General features: G+C 61.8%; 16 protein-coding genes. 8 read left to right on the top strand and 8 right to left on the bottom strand.

The window, feature by feature from the left end; all coding sequences use genetic code 11:
- Positions 1-60: 60 nt before the first annotated feature.
- Positions 61-351, top strand: coding sequence for a 50S ribosomal protein L28 (gene rpmB, locus IMCC21224_RS13695; RefSeq protein WP_047995829.1), 291 nt, complete (start codon positions 61-63; stop codon positions 349-351).
- A 171-nt stretch (positions 352-522) separates the two neighbouring features.
- Here rpmB and IMCC21224_RS13690 read toward each other — a convergent pair whose 3' ends face one another.
- The 8 genes from IMCC21224_RS13690 to IMCC21224_RS13655 all read right to left on the bottom strand — a co-directional run bounded on the left by IMCC21224_RS13690 (position 523) and on the right by IMCC21224_RS13655 (position 7,836).
- Positions 523-1,773, bottom strand: a complete 1,251-nt coding sequence (locus IMCC21224_RS13690) for a flavin-dependent oxidoreductase (RefSeq protein ID WP_047995828.1) — start codon at positions 1,771-1,773, stop codon at positions 523-525.
- Between the two features lie 3 nt (positions 1,774-1,776).
- Entirely contained in the window at positions 1,777-2,226 is a 450-nt protein-coding gene (locus IMCC21224_RS13685) for a cupin domain-containing protein (RefSeq protein WP_197089249.1), read from the bottom strand.
- A gap of 36 nt (positions 2,227-2,262) precedes the next feature.
- Positions 2,263-2,949: an ABC transporter ATP-binding protein gene (locus IMCC21224_RS13680; RefSeq protein ID WP_047995826.1), complete on the bottom strand. Its 687-nt coding sequence runs from the start codon at positions 2,947-2,949 to the stop codon at positions 2,263-2,265.
- The gene (locus IMCC21224_RS13675; RefSeq protein ID WP_047995825.1) at positions 2,949-3,698 is read right to left on the bottom strand and encodes an ABC transporter ATP-binding protein; all 750 of its coding nucleotides are present in this window, start codon (positions 3,696-3,698) and stop codon (positions 2,949-2,951) included. Before IMCC21224_RS13675 ends, IMCC21224_RS13680 begins: the two co-directional genes overlap by 1 nt.
- Complete coding sequence (locus IMCC21224_RS13670; protein WP_047995824.1) at positions 3,695-4,666, bottom strand: branched-chain amino acid ABC transporter permease; 972 nt, start codon at positions 4,664-4,666, stop codon at positions 3,695-3,697. Before IMCC21224_RS13670 ends, IMCC21224_RS13675 begins: the two co-directional genes overlap by 4 nt.
- Positions 4,663-5,583: a branched-chain amino acid ABC transporter permease gene (locus IMCC21224_RS13665; RefSeq protein ID WP_047995823.1), complete on the bottom strand. Its 921-nt coding sequence runs from the start codon at positions 5,581-5,583 to the stop codon at positions 4,663-4,665. The genes IMCC21224_RS13670 and IMCC21224_RS13665 overlap by 4 nt, the downstream gene beginning before the upstream one ends.
- A 42-nt stretch (positions 5,584-5,625) precedes the next feature.
- Positions 5,626-6,810, bottom strand: coding sequence for an ABC transporter substrate-binding protein (locus tag IMCC21224_RS13660; protein ID WP_047995822.1), 1,185 nt, complete (start codon positions 6,808-6,810; stop codon positions 5,626-5,628).
- Positions 6,811-7,005: 195 nt separating this feature from the next.
- Entirely contained in the window at positions 7,006-7,836 is an 831-nt protein-coding gene (locus tag IMCC21224_RS13655; RefSeq protein WP_047995821.1) for an alpha/beta hydrolase, read from the bottom strand.
- Between the two features lie 268 nt (positions 7,837-8,104).
- Between IMCC21224_RS13655 and IMCC21224_RS13650 the strand changes: the two genes are divergently transcribed.
- The 7 genes from IMCC21224_RS13650 to IMCC21224_RS13620 all read left to right on the top strand — a co-directional run bounded on the left by IMCC21224_RS13650 (position 8,105) and on the right by IMCC21224_RS13620 (position 16,221).
- A complete protein-coding gene (locus IMCC21224_RS13650; protein ID WP_047995820.1) occupies positions 8,105-10,393 on the top strand; it encodes a bifunctional salicylyl-CoA 5-hydroxylase/oxidoreductase in 2,289 nt (762 codons plus the stop codon).
- Positions 10,390-11,133 carry an SDR family NAD(P)-dependent oxidoreductase gene (locus tag IMCC21224_RS13645; protein ID WP_047995819.1) on the top strand — a complete coding sequence of 248 codons (744 nt, stop codon included), beginning with the start codon at positions 10,390-10,392 and terminating at the stop codon, positions 11,131-11,133. The genes IMCC21224_RS13650 and IMCC21224_RS13645 overlap by 4 nt, the downstream gene beginning before the upstream one ends.
- Positions 11,130-11,600, top strand: coding sequence for a MarR family winged helix-turn-helix transcriptional regulator (locus IMCC21224_RS13640; protein ID WP_047995818.1), 471 nt, complete (start codon positions 11,130-11,132; stop codon positions 11,598-11,600). The genes IMCC21224_RS13645 and IMCC21224_RS13640 overlap by 4 nt, the downstream gene beginning before the upstream one ends.
- Positions 11,597-12,397, top strand: coding sequence for an enoyl-CoA hydratase family protein (locus IMCC21224_RS13635; RefSeq protein WP_047995817.1), 801 nt, complete (start codon positions 11,597-11,599; stop codon positions 12,395-12,397). The genes IMCC21224_RS13640 and IMCC21224_RS13635 overlap by 4 nt, the downstream gene beginning before the upstream one ends.
- Before the next feature lie 55 nt (positions 12,398-12,452).
- Positions 12,453-13,613, top strand: a complete 1,161-nt coding sequence (locus tag IMCC21224_RS13630) for an acyl-CoA dehydrogenase family protein (RefSeq protein ID WP_047995816.1) — start codon at positions 12,453-12,455, stop codon at positions 13,611-13,613.
- Positions 13,610-14,437: a tryptophan 2,3-dioxygenase gene (locus tag IMCC21224_RS13625; protein ID WP_047995815.1), complete on the top strand. Its 828-nt coding sequence runs from the start codon at positions 13,610-13,612 to the stop codon at positions 14,435-14,437. The genes IMCC21224_RS13630 and IMCC21224_RS13625 overlap by 4 nt, the downstream gene beginning before the upstream one ends.
- Before the next feature lie 125 nt (positions 14,438-14,562).
- Positions 14,563-16,221 carry an AMP-binding protein gene (locus tag IMCC21224_RS13620; RefSeq protein ID WP_047995814.1) on the top strand — a complete coding sequence of 553 codons (1,659 nt, stop codon included), beginning with the start codon at positions 14,563-14,565 and terminating at the stop codon, positions 16,219-16,221.
- The last annotated feature ends 1 nt before the right edge of the window (position 16,222 follow it).

The raw sequence follows: 16,222 nt of genomic DNA, 5'->3' as shown, positions 1-16,222 counted from the left end.
GCGCCCGTTGCCCTGTTGCCCAAGGTCTGATCCTTGGCCGAAACAAGACGAGGATGGACCATGTCGCGAGTATGCGAACTGACCGGAAAAGGCCCAATGACTGGCAACAATGTCAGCCATGCAAACAACAAGACCCGTCGGCGGTTTCTGCCGAACCTGAATGACGTGACTTTGCAGTCCGAAGCGCTCAAGCGCGGCGTGAAACTGCGGATTTCGGCGGCTGCCCTGCGCAGTGTCGATCACCGTGGTGGTCTGGACATGTTCCTAGCGAAAGCCAAGGACACCGAACTGTCCGACAACGCGCTGAAGGTCAAGAAAGAGATTGCCAAGGCGCAGGCCGTTCAGGCCTGAACCCTGTCGTACATGAGATTGAAACAGCCCCGAGCGGATCACGCCCGGGGCTGTTTCCGTTTGCGTTGAAGTGGCGATTTGTGCCCGGCTTGCGGTGCGTCGCAAGCTCTGGGCACCCTAATTCTCAGATCCAGCACGTGACCGTCAGTCTATTGGGTGCGCGCAGCCGCTTTAGACCGCGCGTTTCCCGTCAGATTTGACCCTGGAAAAGCCGGCCGTATTGGCGTAGCCGCCAACGATGGCGCGGCGCGCCTCAAGATCCAGAACCGTGTTGATGTCGCTGAACCCAGCTGGTGCGCGTTTCTCGACCTCGTCGATCACCCGTTCGGGGCCGCCGACGCGGTTGGTGCGCACCACTTCGGCGGTTTTGGGCAGACGGTCCTTTTCATACGTCCAGAGCGCCGCGCGGGGATGTTCGCTGCGAGCCAGTGCGTCAGCGAGACAGCGCGCGTCGAGGATCGCCTGTGATGCGCCGTTCGATCCCACTGGATACATCGGATGCGCCGCATCTCCCAGCAGGGTGATCCGGCCAAAAGTCCAGCGTGGCAGCGGATCGCGGTCGGCCATCGGGTATTCAAAGATAGCGGGTGTGGCGCGGACCAGCCCGCCAATGTCCATGCCCGGCACGCCAAAGCGCAGCGCGTGGGGCAGCACAGTGGCCAGTGGCACCTGACGTGACCAGTTGTCGGGCGGGGGGGGCGAAAGCGCGGGATCCTTGATGCGCACATTGACCACCCAATTGGTCAGCTGCGTCCCGTCCCTGGCCGGCGCGATGGGGTAAAGCACAAATTTGCCCCCGAGCCCGCCGCCAATCGCCATGCTTTCACCGTCCTGCCAGACTGGCCAGTCCACCGCGCCGCGCCACATGGCGACACCCTGCCAGCTGGGCGGACCCTCGCTGGGGTAAAAGCTGCGACGCCCGACAGAATGGATGCCATCGGCACAGATCAGCACGTCACCCTGTGCTGTGGTGCCTGTGCCGCCGTCGACCGAATTGGTGAAATGTGCCGTGACGCAGCGTTCGTCCTGAACAAACCCGGCCAGCTTGCGACCGGTCACCACAGCGTCGGGCCCCAGCCGGTCAATCACCGCGTCAAAGATCGTCTTTTGCAGCCGCCCCCGGTGGATCGAGAATTGCGGCACCTCGTGGCCGGCATGCATGCCACGCAGTTCGGACCAGACCTCCTGACCCTGTTTGGTCAGATAGCTCAGCTTGCGGGTGCGCACTCCGACCGCGTCCAGCGCGGGCAACAGGCCAAGCGCCTCAAGCTCTCGGATGGCGTGGGGCAGGACGTTGATGCCGACGCCGACTTCGCGCACCTCACGGGCCACTTCGAACAGCTGCACGGGGATGCCGCGCTGGTGCAGCATCAGGGCTGTTGTCAACCCGCCGATGCCTGCGCCTGCGATCAGGACTTTCATGGCTTACGCCTCCTCGGGCGGGGGCAGGAAATCGACCTCGTGCTGCGCCGAGACGGCAACCACATCCGCCGGATTGGCGCCCGGCCCCAGATTGTGCAGCGCCCAGAACAGATCATAGAGCCTGCGTGAAGGCGCGACCCAGAACAGGCATTTGATCGTGGTTTCAGTCTTGTTGAAGATACCATGCGGGATGCCCATCGGCAGGCGGATCACGTCACCCGGTTCGGCATAGGCCTCGACTCCGTTCAGCAGCAGATCGAACCGGCCTTCGAGCACATAGATGAATTCATCCTGATGCGGATGGATATGCGGCGGTACAAACGTGCCCTTGGGCAGGGTCGCGTGCCAGGACATCGACGATTCCGAATGCTGCTTGGGCACATAGGTCTGACCAAGGATGTTCCAGCTTATGTCGTTGAGGCCGGTGGTCGATCGGGTGACGCCGGGAATCATGGTCATGGCTTGTCCTTTCGGGGCGGGAGGGCGGGGTCAGACGTGCAAAAAGCGGTCCTTGACCTCGGGGGTGTTCAGAATGTCAGCGGTCGATCCGGTCCAGACCACGCGGCCCTTTTCGATCACCACATGGCGGTCGGCAAATTTGGTCAGCGCATCGACATTCTTGTCGATCACCAGGATCGCCTCGCCTTCGGATTTCAGTCGGGCAAGGCAGGCCCAGATATCGGCGCGGATCAGGGGGGCCAGCCCCTCGGTCGCCTCATCCAGCACAACAAGGCGGGGGTTGGTCATCAAGGCGCGCCCGATCGCCAGCATCTGCTGTTCGCCCCCCGACAGCTGATTGCCCATGTTGCGACGACGTTCCTGTAGCCGGGGAAACAGGTCATAGATCCGCGACAGCGTCCATTTGCCCTTGGTCGCTGTGGCTTGCAGGTTTTCTTGCACGCTGAGCGTCGGAAAGATCTGCCGCCCCTCGGGCACCAGCCCCAGACCGGCACCGGCAATGCGATGCGGTGCAGCGCCGGTCAGGTCCTGCCCGTCAATGCGGACCGTGCCACCTGTGGGCGCGACCAGACCAAAGATGGTGCGGATCGTTGTGGTTTTGCCCATGCCGTTGCGGCCCAGAAGCGTCACCACCTCACCCTTGGCGACCGAGAAGTCGATGCCAAACAGGATGCGGCTTTCACCATAGCTCGCCTGCAATCCGCTGACTTCCAGCATCAGACAGTCTCCTCGTCGCCCAGATAGGCGGCCCGCACCTTGGGGTCGGTGCGGATGGCGTCGGGCGTGCCCGAGGCGATGATTTCACCGTAAACCAGCACAGATATGCGGTCAGCGAGGGCAAAGACCGCCTCCATATCATGTTCTATCAACACTGTTGCATAGCGGCCCTTGAGGGCGGCGAGCCGGGTAACAAAGGCGTCAGCCTCTTCTCCGCCGGTGCCCGCCAGTGGCTCGTCCAACAGCAGCACCTTTGGCTGCGTCGCCAGCGCGATGGCCAGTTCCAGCCGCCGGTGTTCGCCATGCGACAAGGCCGAGGCGCGGATACCTGCGCGATCCTCCAGCCCGGCCTCGGCCAGTGTCCGCATCGCAGCGTCGTTCAGCGCCGCGTCGCCTGCTACAGGGCCAAAAAAGCGAAAGGATGAGCCAGACCGCGCCTGCACCGCCAGCGCCACATTTTCTAGCACTGTGAACCGCGGCAGAATGCAGGTGATCTGGAACGACCGCGCAAGGCCCAGATGCACCCGATCCGCCATCGACGCGCTGGTGATGTTGCGTCCTTCGAGCGTGACAGTCCCGCTATCTGGCCGGATCTGACCCGAGAGTTGACCGATCAGCGTGGTCTTGCCCGCACCATTCGGGCCAATGATGGCGTGCAATTCGCCGGGTTTGACGTCCAGAGACACATTGCGGGTGACCTCAAGCGCGCCGTAATTCTTGCACAGGTTCGAGACAGTGAGCAGGCTCATTTCCGCACCCCCCGCAGCCGTTCCAGCGCGCCGGTGATGCCATGCGGCGAATATAGCACCATCAGAATCAGGAACACGCCAAAGACCAGCCGCCAGTGTTCGGTCAGCATGGCCAGCCAATCCTCTAGCAGCAGTGCGACGACCGCGCCGCCAATGGCCCCGGTCAGATTGCCGATGCCACCCAGCACCACCATCACGATCAACTCGCCCGAGCGGTGCCAGGACATGAACGCGGGTGAGACGAATTCGGCCTGATTGGCCAGCAGTACTCCGGCGACGGACGTCATGCAGCCCGAGATCACAAAGGCGGTCAGTTGATAACGAAAGGGGGCGAGGCCGATTGCCTCCATCCGCACCGAGTTTTCGCGCGTGCCGATCAGAACGCGACCAAAGCGTGATCCGACGATGCGTGTCGCCAGCGCAAACAGCACGATCAGCAGCGCTAGGGCAGTGTAGAACAGGGTGAGGTCACTCTCTAACGCCTGCGAACCGAACAGGGTTGAGCGGGCTTGGAGTGGCGTACCGTCGTCGCCGCCAAAAGAGGACAGCGAGATAAAGAAGAAATAGGCCATCTGCCCGAACGCCAGAGTGATCATTATGAAATAGACACCGCGCGTGCGCAGTGAGATCGCCCCGGTGATAGCGGCAAAGATGGCTGACAGGGTTACCGCGCCAAGGATGTGCAGGCTTAGATCCGTGACGCCGAACCGGCTGAGGATCGCCACTGCATAGGCCCCGAACCCCAGATAGGCGGCGTGGCCAAACGATACCATCGCGCCGTAGCCCAGGATCAGGTCCAGCGCCATCGCGGCAATCGCATAGGCGACGATACGTGTGCCGATCAGCAGCAGGAATGGATCGTCGGTCAGCGCCGAAACCACTGGCAGAAGTGCAAAGGCGGCAAAGATCAGGATGGCGAACCAGATCCGCATCGACACGCGGGGACGGACGGCGGCGGTGATGCTCATGTGGTGCGCCTGCCGAACAGGCCTGCGGGCCGGGCAAAGAGGATCGCCGCCATCAGAATATAGACCAGCATTGGTGCCAAAGTGCGCCCGGTCTGACCCGCCGCCGCAGGGTCCATCACCGCACGCAGCAGGATCGGGCCAAAGGTGCGGCCCAGCGTGTCCACCAGTGCCACCAGAATGGCGCCCAGAAACGCACCCCGGATTGACCCGATGCCACCAATGACGACAACCACAAAGGTCAGGATCAGCACGCTTTCCCCCATGCCGGTGTCCACCGACAGGATTGGCGCGACGATCGCGCCGGCAAAGCACGCCAGCACCGCGCCAAGGGCAAACACGGTGGAGAAGAGCTTGCCTATATCCACCCCCAGCGCCGACACCATTTCGCGATTTGTTGCACCTGCGCGCAGCAACATGCCGACGCGGGTGTGGTTCACAACGACATACAGTCCTGCCGCCACCGCCAGCCCGGAGGCAATGATTGCCAAACGATACACCGGGTATTGCAGTGGCCCGATCAGCGGGATTGACCCGGAAAGGATATCCGGCATCGGGACGGATAGGGGTGAAGTGCCCCAGAGGATCTTGACCCCCTCGTTGACGATCATCACCAGACCAAAGGTGGCCAGCACCTGATCCAGATGTGATCTTGAATAAAGTGGTCGTATCACCACCCTCTCAACCACATAGCCCACCGCCACTGCCGCAGGCAGCATTAGCAGCAGGCCAAGCCAGAAGCTGCCCGTGAGGGCGGCAAAGGTGGCGATCAGATAGGCCCCGATCATATAAAGCACGCCGTGGGCCAGATTGATCACGTCCATGATCCCGAACACCAGCGTCAGCCCGGCGGCGATCAGAAAGAGCAGAATGCCCAGCTGAACGCCATTGAGCAGTTGCAGGATAAACAGGTTGGTCATGTCAGTCTCCGGCCCACGGATCTAGGTTTCGATCAGGTCAGATCACATCGGGCACTGAGCGGCGTAATTGTCGACGTAATCGTCAAAGATCTTTTCGACGATGGCGGTCTGATACAGGCCATCTTCGCGTTTTTCCGCCTTGACCAGATAGAAGTCCTGGATCGGAAAGTTGTTCTTACCAAAGCTGAAATCGCCGCGCGGGCTGTCGAAATCGGCGGCATGCAGGGCAGATTTCAGCGCCGCGCGGTCGGTCAGATCGCCGCCGACAGAACTGACTGCGGCATTGATCAGCTGCGCCGCATCATAGGCCTGCATTGCATAGGTGCCGGGCATCGCGCCGTATTTGGCAAGATAGGCGTCGACAAAGGTCTTGTTGGCGGCGTTGTCCATATCCGGCGCCCAGTTCGCCCCCCCCATCAGACCGACGGCCGCATCCTGCGTCGCGGGCAGGGTGGTTTCATCGACGGTAAAGGCTGACAGGAACGGGATCGTCGTCAGACCGGCCTGGCTGTACTGTTTCACAAGATTCACACCCATGCCGCCGGGCATAAAGGTGAACAGCGCATCGGGCTGGAACGCCGCGATCTGCGCCAGCTCGGACGAGAAATCCAGTTGCCCGAGTTCGGTGAACACCTCGCCTGCAACGCCGCCGGTGTAAGAATGCTTGAACCCGTTCAGGCTGTCCTTGCCGGCCTGATAGTTCGGCGCCATCAGGAACACGTTCTGGTAGCCCTGCTTTTCTGCATAAGCGCCCATGACTTCGTGGTTCTGGTCGTTCTGATACGAGGTGGTATAGAAATTCTCGTTGCACTCGGCGCCGGCATAGCTGGACGTACCGGCGTTGGTCGAGATCAGGATGGTGCCGGTTTCTGTCACCGGCTTGTGGATCGCACCAAGGATGTTGGAAAAGATCGGGCCGACCACAAAATCAACTTCGTCCCGCGCCACCAGCTCGCGCGCCTTGTCAGCGGCCAGATCGGGGCGCTGTTCGTCGTCGATGATGATGATTTCGGTTGGCAGGCCACCCATCTCACCCATCGCCTCAGCAGCGAGGAGGAATCCGTCGCGCGCCTGCGAACCAAGGGCGGCGGCCGGGCCGGACAGGGTGTAGATCAACCCGATCTTCAGTTTGCCATCAGCGGCCGAGGGCAGGTCCTGCGCCATCGCGGGCGTGCTTAGGGCAAGCGCGGCAAAGGTGGTTGCCAGCAGTTTGGTCTTGATCTTCATGAGATGCTCCTTTGTTGGATCGCCCCGCCGCCCGGATTTTCCCGGATCGGTCTGAATGGGTGCGACTGATCTGATATTCGTGTCGGCGGGCCACTTGGCGGGCCTTTGTACCGGGTCTTGTCTCGCTCAGTCCTCTTGTTGGCGGCGTTGTGGTTGCGGCCGGTGTATGTCGTATGTCGGTTTCCGCGTGGCGCCTCAGCCGCTTACAGGATCGTGCACGGCGGCGCGCGTCAAGGGCGAAGCCATGTCCGCCAGCCCGTCAATCACATTGAAATGGTGCCGGTCCGGTTCAATCACGGCGCGAGTATCGCAGCCCAACCCGTGCCAGATATTGGCGAGCAGGCGGGTCTGGCGCAGGAATTCCTGCCGTTCGCCGCCGCCAACCCAGGTTGTCAGGCGGACGTGGGGCAGGGGTTCTTTCAGGGCAGGACTCCCCGCTGCAGCACTGGCGGCATCCATGCGCAAGGTTGCGTTGCGGTTGGTGAGCAGCAGGGGGCGCAGGTCGTGCAGGCCCGAGATCGACACGACATGGCGCAACCGTGCCTGTGTATCCGGTGCCAGTGGGCTGTCCGTGCACATCATCGCGCTCACCAGATGGCCACCAGCCGAATGACCTGACAGCACGATCGGGCCCGACACCTGCGTCGCTGCATGATCTATCGCGGCACCGATCTGCGCAGTGATGTCAGCAATGCTGACCTGAGGACAGAGGTCATAGGACGGGATCGCCACCGCCCAGCCCGCAGCCACTGCGCCCGCCGCCAGATGCGACCAGTAGGATTTGTCCAGTGCCACCCAGTAACCGCCGTGCACAAAGATAAACAATCCTTTGGCTGTGCCCTGGGGTAGAAACAGGTCATAGCGGGACCGCTTCGTTTTGCCGTACGCCATGTCCAGACGATTGTTGCCACGGTCGCGAAATGCCTGCGCAGGGGCAACCCAGCGGGCGGGCCAGGACGCCCCATCCGGGATGTTGCGCCCGTTTTCATAGGCATCATCCCAGTCGCGTATCACCCAGCCCGTCATTGCAATTCCCCTGTTTGCGCAGCCCCGCCGCCGGTCGCGGCACCGTAGACAGCACCCGCGCAAGTGTCACGCAGTTGCGGGTGGAAAATGTATGGTGCAGGCATCTGTGCGGGCATTCGCAAGGCTCCGATCGTGGCCAGTCGACTCAACGCTAGGCCGGCGAAAAAACTATTTCAAGTACAAAACATTTTTGCTTGAAATAAATTCCGACCCCGCCTAGCGTTGAGTTTCAGGGGCGTCAGATCGCCCCGAAAACAGGGGGCGACGAATGCGTATTGCATGTCTGGGGGGTGGTCCCGCGGGGCTCTATTTCGCGATCTCAACCAAGCTGCGCCAACCGGACGCCGAGGTGGTTGTGTTCGAGCGCAACCGCGCCGACGACACCTTTGGCTGGGGCGTCGTGCTGTCGGATGAGACGCTGGATAACCTTGCCGCAAACGATCCCGTCAGTGCCACCCAGATCCGCGAACACTTTGCCTACTGGGACGATATTGCCGTGCATCATCGCGGGCAAAAGATGCTGTCCACCGGGCACGGGTTCTGCGGCATTGGACGCAAGCGGCTGCTGCTGATCCTGCAGGCGCGTGCCGTCGCGCTGGGCGTTGATCTGCGGTTCGAAACCGAAGTGGGCACCGCGGCTGATTATATGGATGACTACGATGTGGTTGTTGCCTGCGACGGGCTGAATTCGCGCACCCGCACCGCATTCGAGGGTGCATTTGAACCCGATATCGACATGCGTGCCTGCCAGTTTGTCTGGCTGGGCACGCACCAGAAGTTCGACGATGCCTTTACCTTTATATTCGAGAAAACGCCCAAAGGTTGGGTCTGGGCGCATGCCTATCAGTTCGACCCTGACACAGCGACGTTCATCGTCGAGTGTTCGCAAAAGACGTTTGATGCCTACGGCTTTGGTGAGATGTCGCAACAGGACAGCATCGCCACCTGTCAGGAAATTTTTGCCGATCATCTGGGTGACCACGCGCTGATGACCAATGCCAACCACATTCGCGGTTCAGCTTGGATTCGGTTTCCGCGCGTGCTCTGCCGCCGCTGGAGCCACAAGAACGTCGTGCTGTTGGGGGACGCGGCCGCGACTGCCCATTTTTCCATCGGTTCGGGCACAAAACTGGCATTGGAGTCGGCGATTGCCCTGGCCGAGGCGCTGTCGTCGGAGCCGGATGTGGCCACTGCCTTTGAAAGTTACGAATCGGAGCGGCAATTGCAGGTGTTGCGTCTGCAATCCGCCGCGCGCAATTCGGTCGAATGGTTCGAGGATGTTGAGCGTTATCTGGACCTTGATCCGGTTCAGCTGAACTATTCTCTGCTGACCCGGTCGCAGCGGATTAGCCATGAAAACCTGCGCGAACGTGATCCGGTTTGGCTGGAATCGGCTGAACGCTGGTTTCAGGAGCAGGCAAGCGCAACGGTTGAGGGGCCGGCCCGCGCGCCGATGTTTGCGCCGTTTCGCCTGCGTGACATGGATTTGAAGAACCGCGTCGTCGTCTCGCCCATGGCGCAATACAAGGCGGTGAACGGCTGTCCGACTGACTGGCATCTGATCCATTACGGTGAACGCGCCAAAGGCGGCGCCGGGCTGATTTATACCGAAATGACCTGTGTTTCCCCCGAGGGGCGGATCACCCCCGGTTGTCCCGGCCTCTACGCACCGGAACACGAGGCGGCCTGGCGCAGGCTGACAGATTTTGTGCATACCGAGACGCCGGCCAAGATTTGCTGCCAGATCGGCCATTCAGGGCGCAAGGGATCGACCCGCATCGGATGGGAGGGGATGGATCAGCCCTTGCCCTTGGGCAATTGGGATCTGCTCTCGGCCTCAGCCCTGCCGTGGTCTGACGCCAATGCCACACCCCGCGCGATGACCCGTGATGATATGGACCAAGTGACGGCGGAATTTGTCGCGGCGGCGCAGATGGCTGACCGCGCGGGCTTTGACATGATCGAACTGCATGCGGCGCATGGCTATCTGATCTCGTCCTTTATCTCGCCGCTGTCGAACATCCGCGACGATGCTTATGGCGGCAGTCTGGAAAACCGGATGCGCTATCCGTTAGAGGTGTTTGTCGCGATGCGCGCCGTCTGGCCCGAAGCAAAGCCGATGTCGGTGCGGATTTCGGCCACCGATTGGACGGATCGGGGTGTGACCGCAGAAGAGGCGGTCGCGATAGCGCAGATGTTCAGCGCGGCGGGGGCCGACATCATCGACGTCTCAGCTGGTCAAACATCGACCGAGGCGCAGCCGGTTTACGGTCGTATGTTCCAGACCCCGTTTTCGGATCGCATCCGCAACGAGGCTGGCGTGGCGACCATGGCCGTTGGTAATATATTCGAGGCGGATCACGTTAATTCCATCCTGATGGCCGGGCGGGCCGATCTGGTCTGCCTCGCCCGCCCGCACCTTTCCGACCCCTATTGGCTGCTGCATGCGGCGACCGCGTTGGGCGATCGGGCCGAGGATTGGCCGCTGCCCTATCTGGCGGGCCGGGATCAGGCATGGCGGCTGGCCGACCGCGACGCCGAGGTCGCGCGGGTATGAATATCACCGGCAAACACGTGGTGATCAGTGGCGGCGGCACAGGAGTTGGCGCGGACATGGCGCATCGCTTTGCCGCTGCAGGCGCTCGGGTGACAATTTTGGGCCGGACCGAGGAGACTTTGGCAGCGCAGGGTCTGCCCTATGTGCTGTGCGACGTGACTGATCCGGAACAGGTAGACGCTGCATTCGCGCAAGCACGCGCAGCGCGGGGGCCGGTGGCCGTGGCGATTGCGAATGCAGGGGCGGCCGACAGCACACCGTTTGCAAAGATGACTGCAGCGGGGTTGGAAAAGATGTTGGCCGTGAACGTTACCGGGGTCTTTACCCTGTGGCAGGCTGCGTTGGAGGATATGAAATCCGCAGGTTGGGGGCGGATGATTGCCGTTGCTTCAACCGCCGGGCTCAAGGGGTATCCCTATGTGGCGGGCTATGTCGCAGCGAAACACGGAGTTGTTGGATTGACACGTGCGCTAGCGTTGGAACTTGCGCAGACCGGGATCACCGTCAACGCACTGTGCCCCGGATTTATTGAGACCTCGATGCTGGACCGGTCCATCGCCAACATCGTCGCCAAGACCGGCAAGACGCCGGAACAGGCCGCGCGGGCGCTGAACAAGGGCAACCCACAAGGCCGGTTTGTCCAAACCCACGAAGTCGCGGGCACTGCGCTGTGGCTGTGTTCGGACGATGCAGGCGCGGTGAATGGCCATGCGCTCAGCCTCTCGGGGGGAGAGATATGAATACCCACCCTCAGACCGAGACCGGATCAGAGACATCCAAGGCGCGGCTGCGTCTGTGGTTGCGCCTGCTCAAGAGCAGTCGCGGGGTTGAGGCCGAATTGCGCGACCGCCTGCGTCGCGACTTTGGTGCGACCCTGCCGCGGTTTGACGTGATGGCGGCACTGGACCGGTTTGAGGCCGGGCTAAAGATGTCGGCGCTGTCGGGAGTGCTGCGGGTGTCCAACGGGAATGTCACGGGCATCGTCGACCGGCTGGCCGAGGATGGGTTGGTGGTGCGGGTCCCGGTGCCGGGGGACCGCCGCGCCACAACCGTTCGCTTGACCCGCAAGGGCCGCGAAGAATTTGCGCGGCAGGCAGCGGCGCATGAAACCTGGATCGACGAATTGCTGCATGATTTCAGCGCGGACGAAGCCGAAACACTGGCCGCGCGGTTCGATGCGCTGGCCCATCGCGAGGACAATGCATGAGACAGAACACAGAACATTTCCGCTGCTGGATCGCCGATGGCATCGCGCATGTCACGCTCGATCGACCTGAACGCAAGAACCCGCTGACATTCCAGAGCTATGCCGAGCTGCGCGACTGGTTCCGCGATCTGAGCTATGACGATGAGGTCAAGGTGGTGATCTTTGGCTCCAACGGCGGCAACTTCAGCTCTGGCGGCGATGTGCACGACATCATCGGGCCGCTGACCCGGATGAATATGAAAGAGCTTCTGGCCTTTACTCGGATGACCGGTGATCTGGTCAAGGCGATCCTGAACTGCGGCAAACCGGTGATTGCGGCTGTCGATGGGATCTGCGTCGGCGCGGGGGCGATCATCGCCATGGCGTCAGATATGCGGCTGGCCACGCCCGAGGCCAAGGCGGCATTTCTTTTCACCCGCGTTGGTCTGGCGGGCTGCGACATGGGCGCTTGCGCGATTCTACCGCGGATCATCGGGCAGGGCCGCGCAGCTGAGCTGCTGTATTCCGGTCGGTCGATGTCGTCGGATGAGGGTGAACGCTGGGGATTCTGGAACCGCCTTGTGGCGGCTGATGCGCTGGAGGCCGAAACGCTGAAGCTGGCGCAGCAGATCGCTGCGGGGCCGAATTTTGCACATATGATGACAAAAACGATGCTGATGCAGGAATGGTCCATGGGACTGGAGCAGGCGATCGAGGCCGAGGCGCAGGCGCAGGCGATCTGTATGCAGACCGGCGATTTCACGCGGGCGTATGAGGCGTTTGTTGCCAAAGAGCGCCCGGTTTTCGAAGGGGACTAGAGATGTCTTTGTCGCAAGGGCGTATTTTAAAAGAGAAGAAGGTGAGGGCGTTGGAGTGACGGATCGGAGTTTCCTTGACTGGCCGTTTCTTGAGCGGGGTCACAAGGATTGGGCGCTGGCTTTGGATGATTGGGCTGCCGGGGCGCTGGGGGCCGTGGATCATGGTGACATCGATATCGCCTGCCGGACGCTGGTGCGCGCGCTGGGCGACGACGGCTGGTTATTGCCGACGGCGGTGGATCCTGATGATCCGGCGGCGCTGGATGTGCGGACCCTGTGTCTGACACGCGAGACGCTGGCGCGACATGACGGGTTGGCGGATTTTGTCTTTGCCATGCAGGGGTTGGGAACCGGGGCGCTGTCGCTGTTCGGGACATCTGCGCAGCAAGCTGCGTGGTTGCCGCTGACCCGGACGGGGCGGGCGATTGCGGGATTTGCCCTGACCGAGCCACAGTCGGGGTCTGATGTGGCCAACAGCACGATGACGGCGCGGTGCGATGGTGATGCCTATGTGCTGGACGGGGAAAAAACCTGGATCTCAAACGGGGGGATCGCGGATGTTTATTCTGTCTTTGCCCGCACGGGAGAAGCGCCGGGGGCAAAGGGGCTGTCGGCCTTTGTTGTACCTGCGAATACGCCGGGTCTGGAAATTGTCGAGCGGTTGGAGACCATTGCGCCGCATCCCTTGGCGCGGTTGCGGTTCGATGGTTGCCGGGTGCCTGCGGATGCGATGATCGGGCAGCCGGGGCAGGGGTTCCGCATCGCCATGTCGGTGCTGGATGTGTTTCGCACCACAGTGGCGGCGGCGGCGCTGGGGTTTGCCCGGCGGGCTTTGGCTGAAACGCTGGTTCGGGTGCAGGCGCGGCAGGTGCAAGGTGCACCGCTGGCTGATCTGCAGATGGTGCAGGCGCATCTGGCCGAAATGGCGTTGCGCGTCGATGCGTCGGCGCTGTTGGTGTATCGCGCCGCCTGGGCCAAGGACATGGGCGCGCCGCGTGTGACCCGCGAGGCGGCGATGGCCAAGTTATATGCGACTGACGAGGCGCAGAAGGTCATTGACGCGGCCGTGCAGCTTCATGGTGGTGACGGGGTGCGGGCGGGAGCCGTCGTGGAGCGGCTCTACCGCGAGATCAGGGCCTTGCGGATTTATGAGGGGGCGTCGGATGTACAGAAAGTGATCATCGCGCGGTCGGTTCTGGCAGGGGCGCAGCTATGAGCGATCCGCGCGACATGGGGGCCGAGACCGATTTTTCGGCTCAGATGTCCTATGGTGACTATCTGTCCCTCGACACGCTTTTGACCGCGCAGCACCCGATTTCGGACGCGCCGGACGAGCTGTTGTTCATCATCCAGCACCAGACCTCTGAGTTGTGGATGAAGCTGATGCTGAGCGAGTTGAACGCCGCGCGCCGCGCCATGGCCAATGATCGCATGGCCGAGGTCTTCAAAACGCTGGCCCGGGTCAGCCGGATCATGGAGCAGCTCAATAGTGCCTGGGATGTGCTGCGCACCATGACGCCAAGCGATTACACCACGTTTCGGGATCGGCTGGGGCGGTCATCCGGATTCCAGTCGCTGCAATACCGGCTGATCGAATTTGCGCTGGGCAACCGCAACCTGGCGATGATGCGCCCGCATGCGCATGACAACGCAGCCACCGCGGTGCTGACCGACGAATGTGCCCGGCTGAGCCTGTATCAAGAAGTGCTGGCCTATGCCGCGCGGCAGGGGATGACCGTGCCCGACGGGTTGATTCTACAGCCTGCCACCGCAGCGCATCACGCGGACCCGCAGGTGCAGGGGATGTGGTTGCAGGTCTATCGCGACACCACCCGATACTGGACGCTGTACGAGCTGGCCGAAAAGCTGGTCGATCTTGAGGATTATTTTCGCCGCTGGCGGTTCAATCACGTCACCACAGTTGAACGTGTGATTGGATTCAAGCGTGGCACCGGCGGTACTGGCGGCGTCGACTACCTGAAAAAGATGCTCGAAGTTGAGCTGTTTCCCGAGCTTTGGCACATGCGCACCGATCTCTGACATTGCATTCCGACCTGCACCCAAAAAGGAGCCACAACCATGACTGTACGCGCAACTGACATTCCGCCTATCGGTTTAGGATTGGCTGGTGTGCCCTGTCTTGATGGCGCTGAGGGGGGCGAGGCATGACCAGTCTTGGACCGTCGGCACATGTGGACAGCTATACGCGGGACAACCTGCCACCCGTGGATCAATGGCCCGATTTCCGGCTGGATGGCTTTGACTACCCCGAGCATCTGAACGCCGGGGTCGAGCTGACCGATGCCATGGTCGCGCGTGGATTTGGTGATCGCACGGCGTTGATCGGCAACGGGCGTCGGCGCACCTACAAGGAGTTGGCCGACTGGACCAACCGCCTGGCGCATGTTCTGGTCGAGGATTTTGGCGTGAAGCCGGGCAACCGGGTGCTGATCCGGTCGGCCAACAATCCTGCAATGGTGGCCTGCTGGCTGGCCGCGACCAAGGTGGGCGCGGTGGTGGTCAACACCATGCCGATGCTGCGCGCGGGCGAATTGGCAGCGATTGTGGACAAGGCGCAGATATCCCATGCTTTGTGTGACACGCGGTTGATGGACGAACTGGCGCTGTGTGCCAAGACCAGCGGATTCCTGAAAACGGTGGTCGGCTTTGACGGGTCGTCGAACCATGACGCCGAACTGGATCGGCTGGCGCTGGAGAAATCAGTTCTGTTTGACGCGGTGCAGACCGGACGGGACGATGTGGCGCTGTTGGGCTTTACCTCGGGCACCACGGGGTCACCCAAGGCGACGATGCATTTCCACCGTGATCTGATGATCATTGCTGACGGCTATGCCGCCGATGTGCTGGGGGTGACGCCGGACGACATCTTTGTCGGATCGCCGCCGTTGGCGTTTACCTTTGGCCTTGGTGGGCTGGCGGTGTTTCCGCTGCGGTTCGGGGCGGCGGCGACGTTGCTGGAAAATGCCTCTCCGCCGAACATGATCGAGATCATCCAGAAATATCGCGCCACAATCTGCTTTACCGCGCCGACTGCCTACCGGGTGATGTTGCAGGCGATGGAGGAGGGGGCGGATCTGTCGTCGCTCCGCGCGGCCGTTTCGGCGGGCGAAACTCTGCCCGCGCCGGTCTACGATGCATGGAAGGCAAAGACCGGCAAGCCGATGCTTGACGGGATCGGCGCGACCGAAATGCTGCATATCTTTGTCTCGAACCGGTTCGACGATCACCGCCCGGCCTGTACCGGAAAGCCTGTGCGCGGCTACGAGGCCAAGGTGATCGACGACGCAGGCGCAGAGGTGGCGCGCGGCACTGTAGGCCGACTGGCGGTGCGGGGCCCGACGGGGTGTCGTTACCTCGCCGATGATCGGCAACAGGGCTATGTGCTGGACGGCTGGAACATCACCGGCGACGCCTTCGTGATGGACGACGATGGCTATCTGCATTTTGCCGCCCGCAACGACGATATGATCGTGTCTTCGGGCTACAATATCGCCGGACCCGAGGTCGAGGCCGCGCTGCTGGCGCATGAGGTGGTGTCGGAATGCGCTGTCATCGGTGTCCCGGACGAGGCGCGCGGCATGATCGTCGAGGCGCATGTGGTGCTGATCGACGGTATTGTCGCGGATGACGCCACCGCGAAACTGTTGCAGGATCACGTCAAGGCGGTGATCGCGCCGTTCAAATATCCACGCTCGGTCAAATTCACACCGGCTCTGCCCAAGACACAGACCGGCAAGATTCAAAGATTTTTACTGAAAAACCAGACGGATGCCCGATCATCCGCAACTCAACAAGGAGAATGAC

Source organism: Puniceibacterium sp. IMCC21224, from assembly GCF_001038505.1.
Lineage (GTDB): Bacteria > Pseudomonadota > Alphaproteobacteria > Rhodobacterales > Rhodobacteraceae > Puniceibacterium.
The sequence above is the reverse complement of the archived record's forward strand: the minus strand, read 5'-3'. Positions and strand labels throughout refer to the sequence as shown.

Excerpts from the sequence above, each read along its gene's own strand:
- rpmB (WP_047995829.1), top strand. The coding sequence starts at position 61 with ATGTCGCGAGTATGCGAACTGACCGGAAAAGGCCCAATGACTGGCAAC.
- IMCC21224_RS13690 (WP_047995828.1), bottom strand. The coding sequence starts at position 1,773 with ATGAAAGTCCTGATCGCAGGCGCAGGCATCGGCGGGTTGACAACAGCC.
- IMCC21224_RS13685 (WP_197089249.1), bottom strand. The coding sequence starts at position 2,226 with ATGATTCCCGGCGTCACCCGATCGACCACCGGCCTCAACGACATAAGC.
- IMCC21224_RS13680 (WP_047995826.1), bottom strand. The coding sequence starts at position 2,949 with ATGCTGGAAGTCAGCGGATTGCAGGCGAGCTATGGTGAAAGCCGCATC.
- IMCC21224_RS13675 (WP_047995825.1), bottom strand. The coding sequence starts at position 3,698 with ATGAGCCTGCTCACTGTCTCGAACCTGTGCAAGAATTACGGCGCGCTT.
- IMCC21224_RS13670 (WP_047995824.1), bottom strand. The coding sequence starts at position 4,666 with ATGAGCATCACCGCCGCCGTCCGTCCCCGCGTGTCGATGCGGATCTGG.
- IMCC21224_RS13665 (WP_047995823.1), bottom strand. The coding sequence starts at position 5,583 with ATGACCAACCTGTTTATCCTGCAACTGCTCAATGGCGTTCAGCTGGGC.
- IMCC21224_RS13660 (WP_047995822.1), bottom strand. The coding sequence starts at position 6,810 with ATGAAGATCAAGACCAAACTGCTGGCAACCACCTTTGCCGCGCTTGCC.
- IMCC21224_RS13655 (WP_047995821.1), bottom strand. The coding sequence starts at position 7,836 with ATGACGGGCTGGGTGATACGCGACTGGGATGATGCCTATGAAAACGGG.
- IMCC21224_RS13650 (WP_047995820.1), top strand. The coding sequence starts at position 8,105 with ATGCGTATTGCATGTCTGGGGGGTGGTCCCGCGGGGCTCTATTTCGCG.
- IMCC21224_RS13645 (WP_047995819.1), top strand. The coding sequence starts at position 10,390 with ATGAATATCACCGGCAAACACGTGGTGATCAGTGGCGGCGGCACAGGA.
- IMCC21224_RS13640 (WP_047995818.1), top strand. The coding sequence starts at position 11,130 with ATGAATACCCACCCTCAGACCGAGACCGGATCAGAGACATCCAAGGCG.
- IMCC21224_RS13635 (WP_047995817.1), top strand. The coding sequence starts at position 11,597 with ATGAGACAGAACACAGAACATTTCCGCTGCTGGATCGCCGATGGCATC.
- IMCC21224_RS13625 (WP_047995815.1), top strand. The coding sequence starts at position 13,610 with ATGAGCGATCCGCGCGACATGGGGGCCGAGACCGATTTTTCGGCTCAG.
- IMCC21224_RS13620 (WP_047995814.1), top strand. The coding sequence starts at position 14,563 with ATGACCAGTCTTGGACCGTCGGCACATGTGGACAGCTATACGCGGGAC.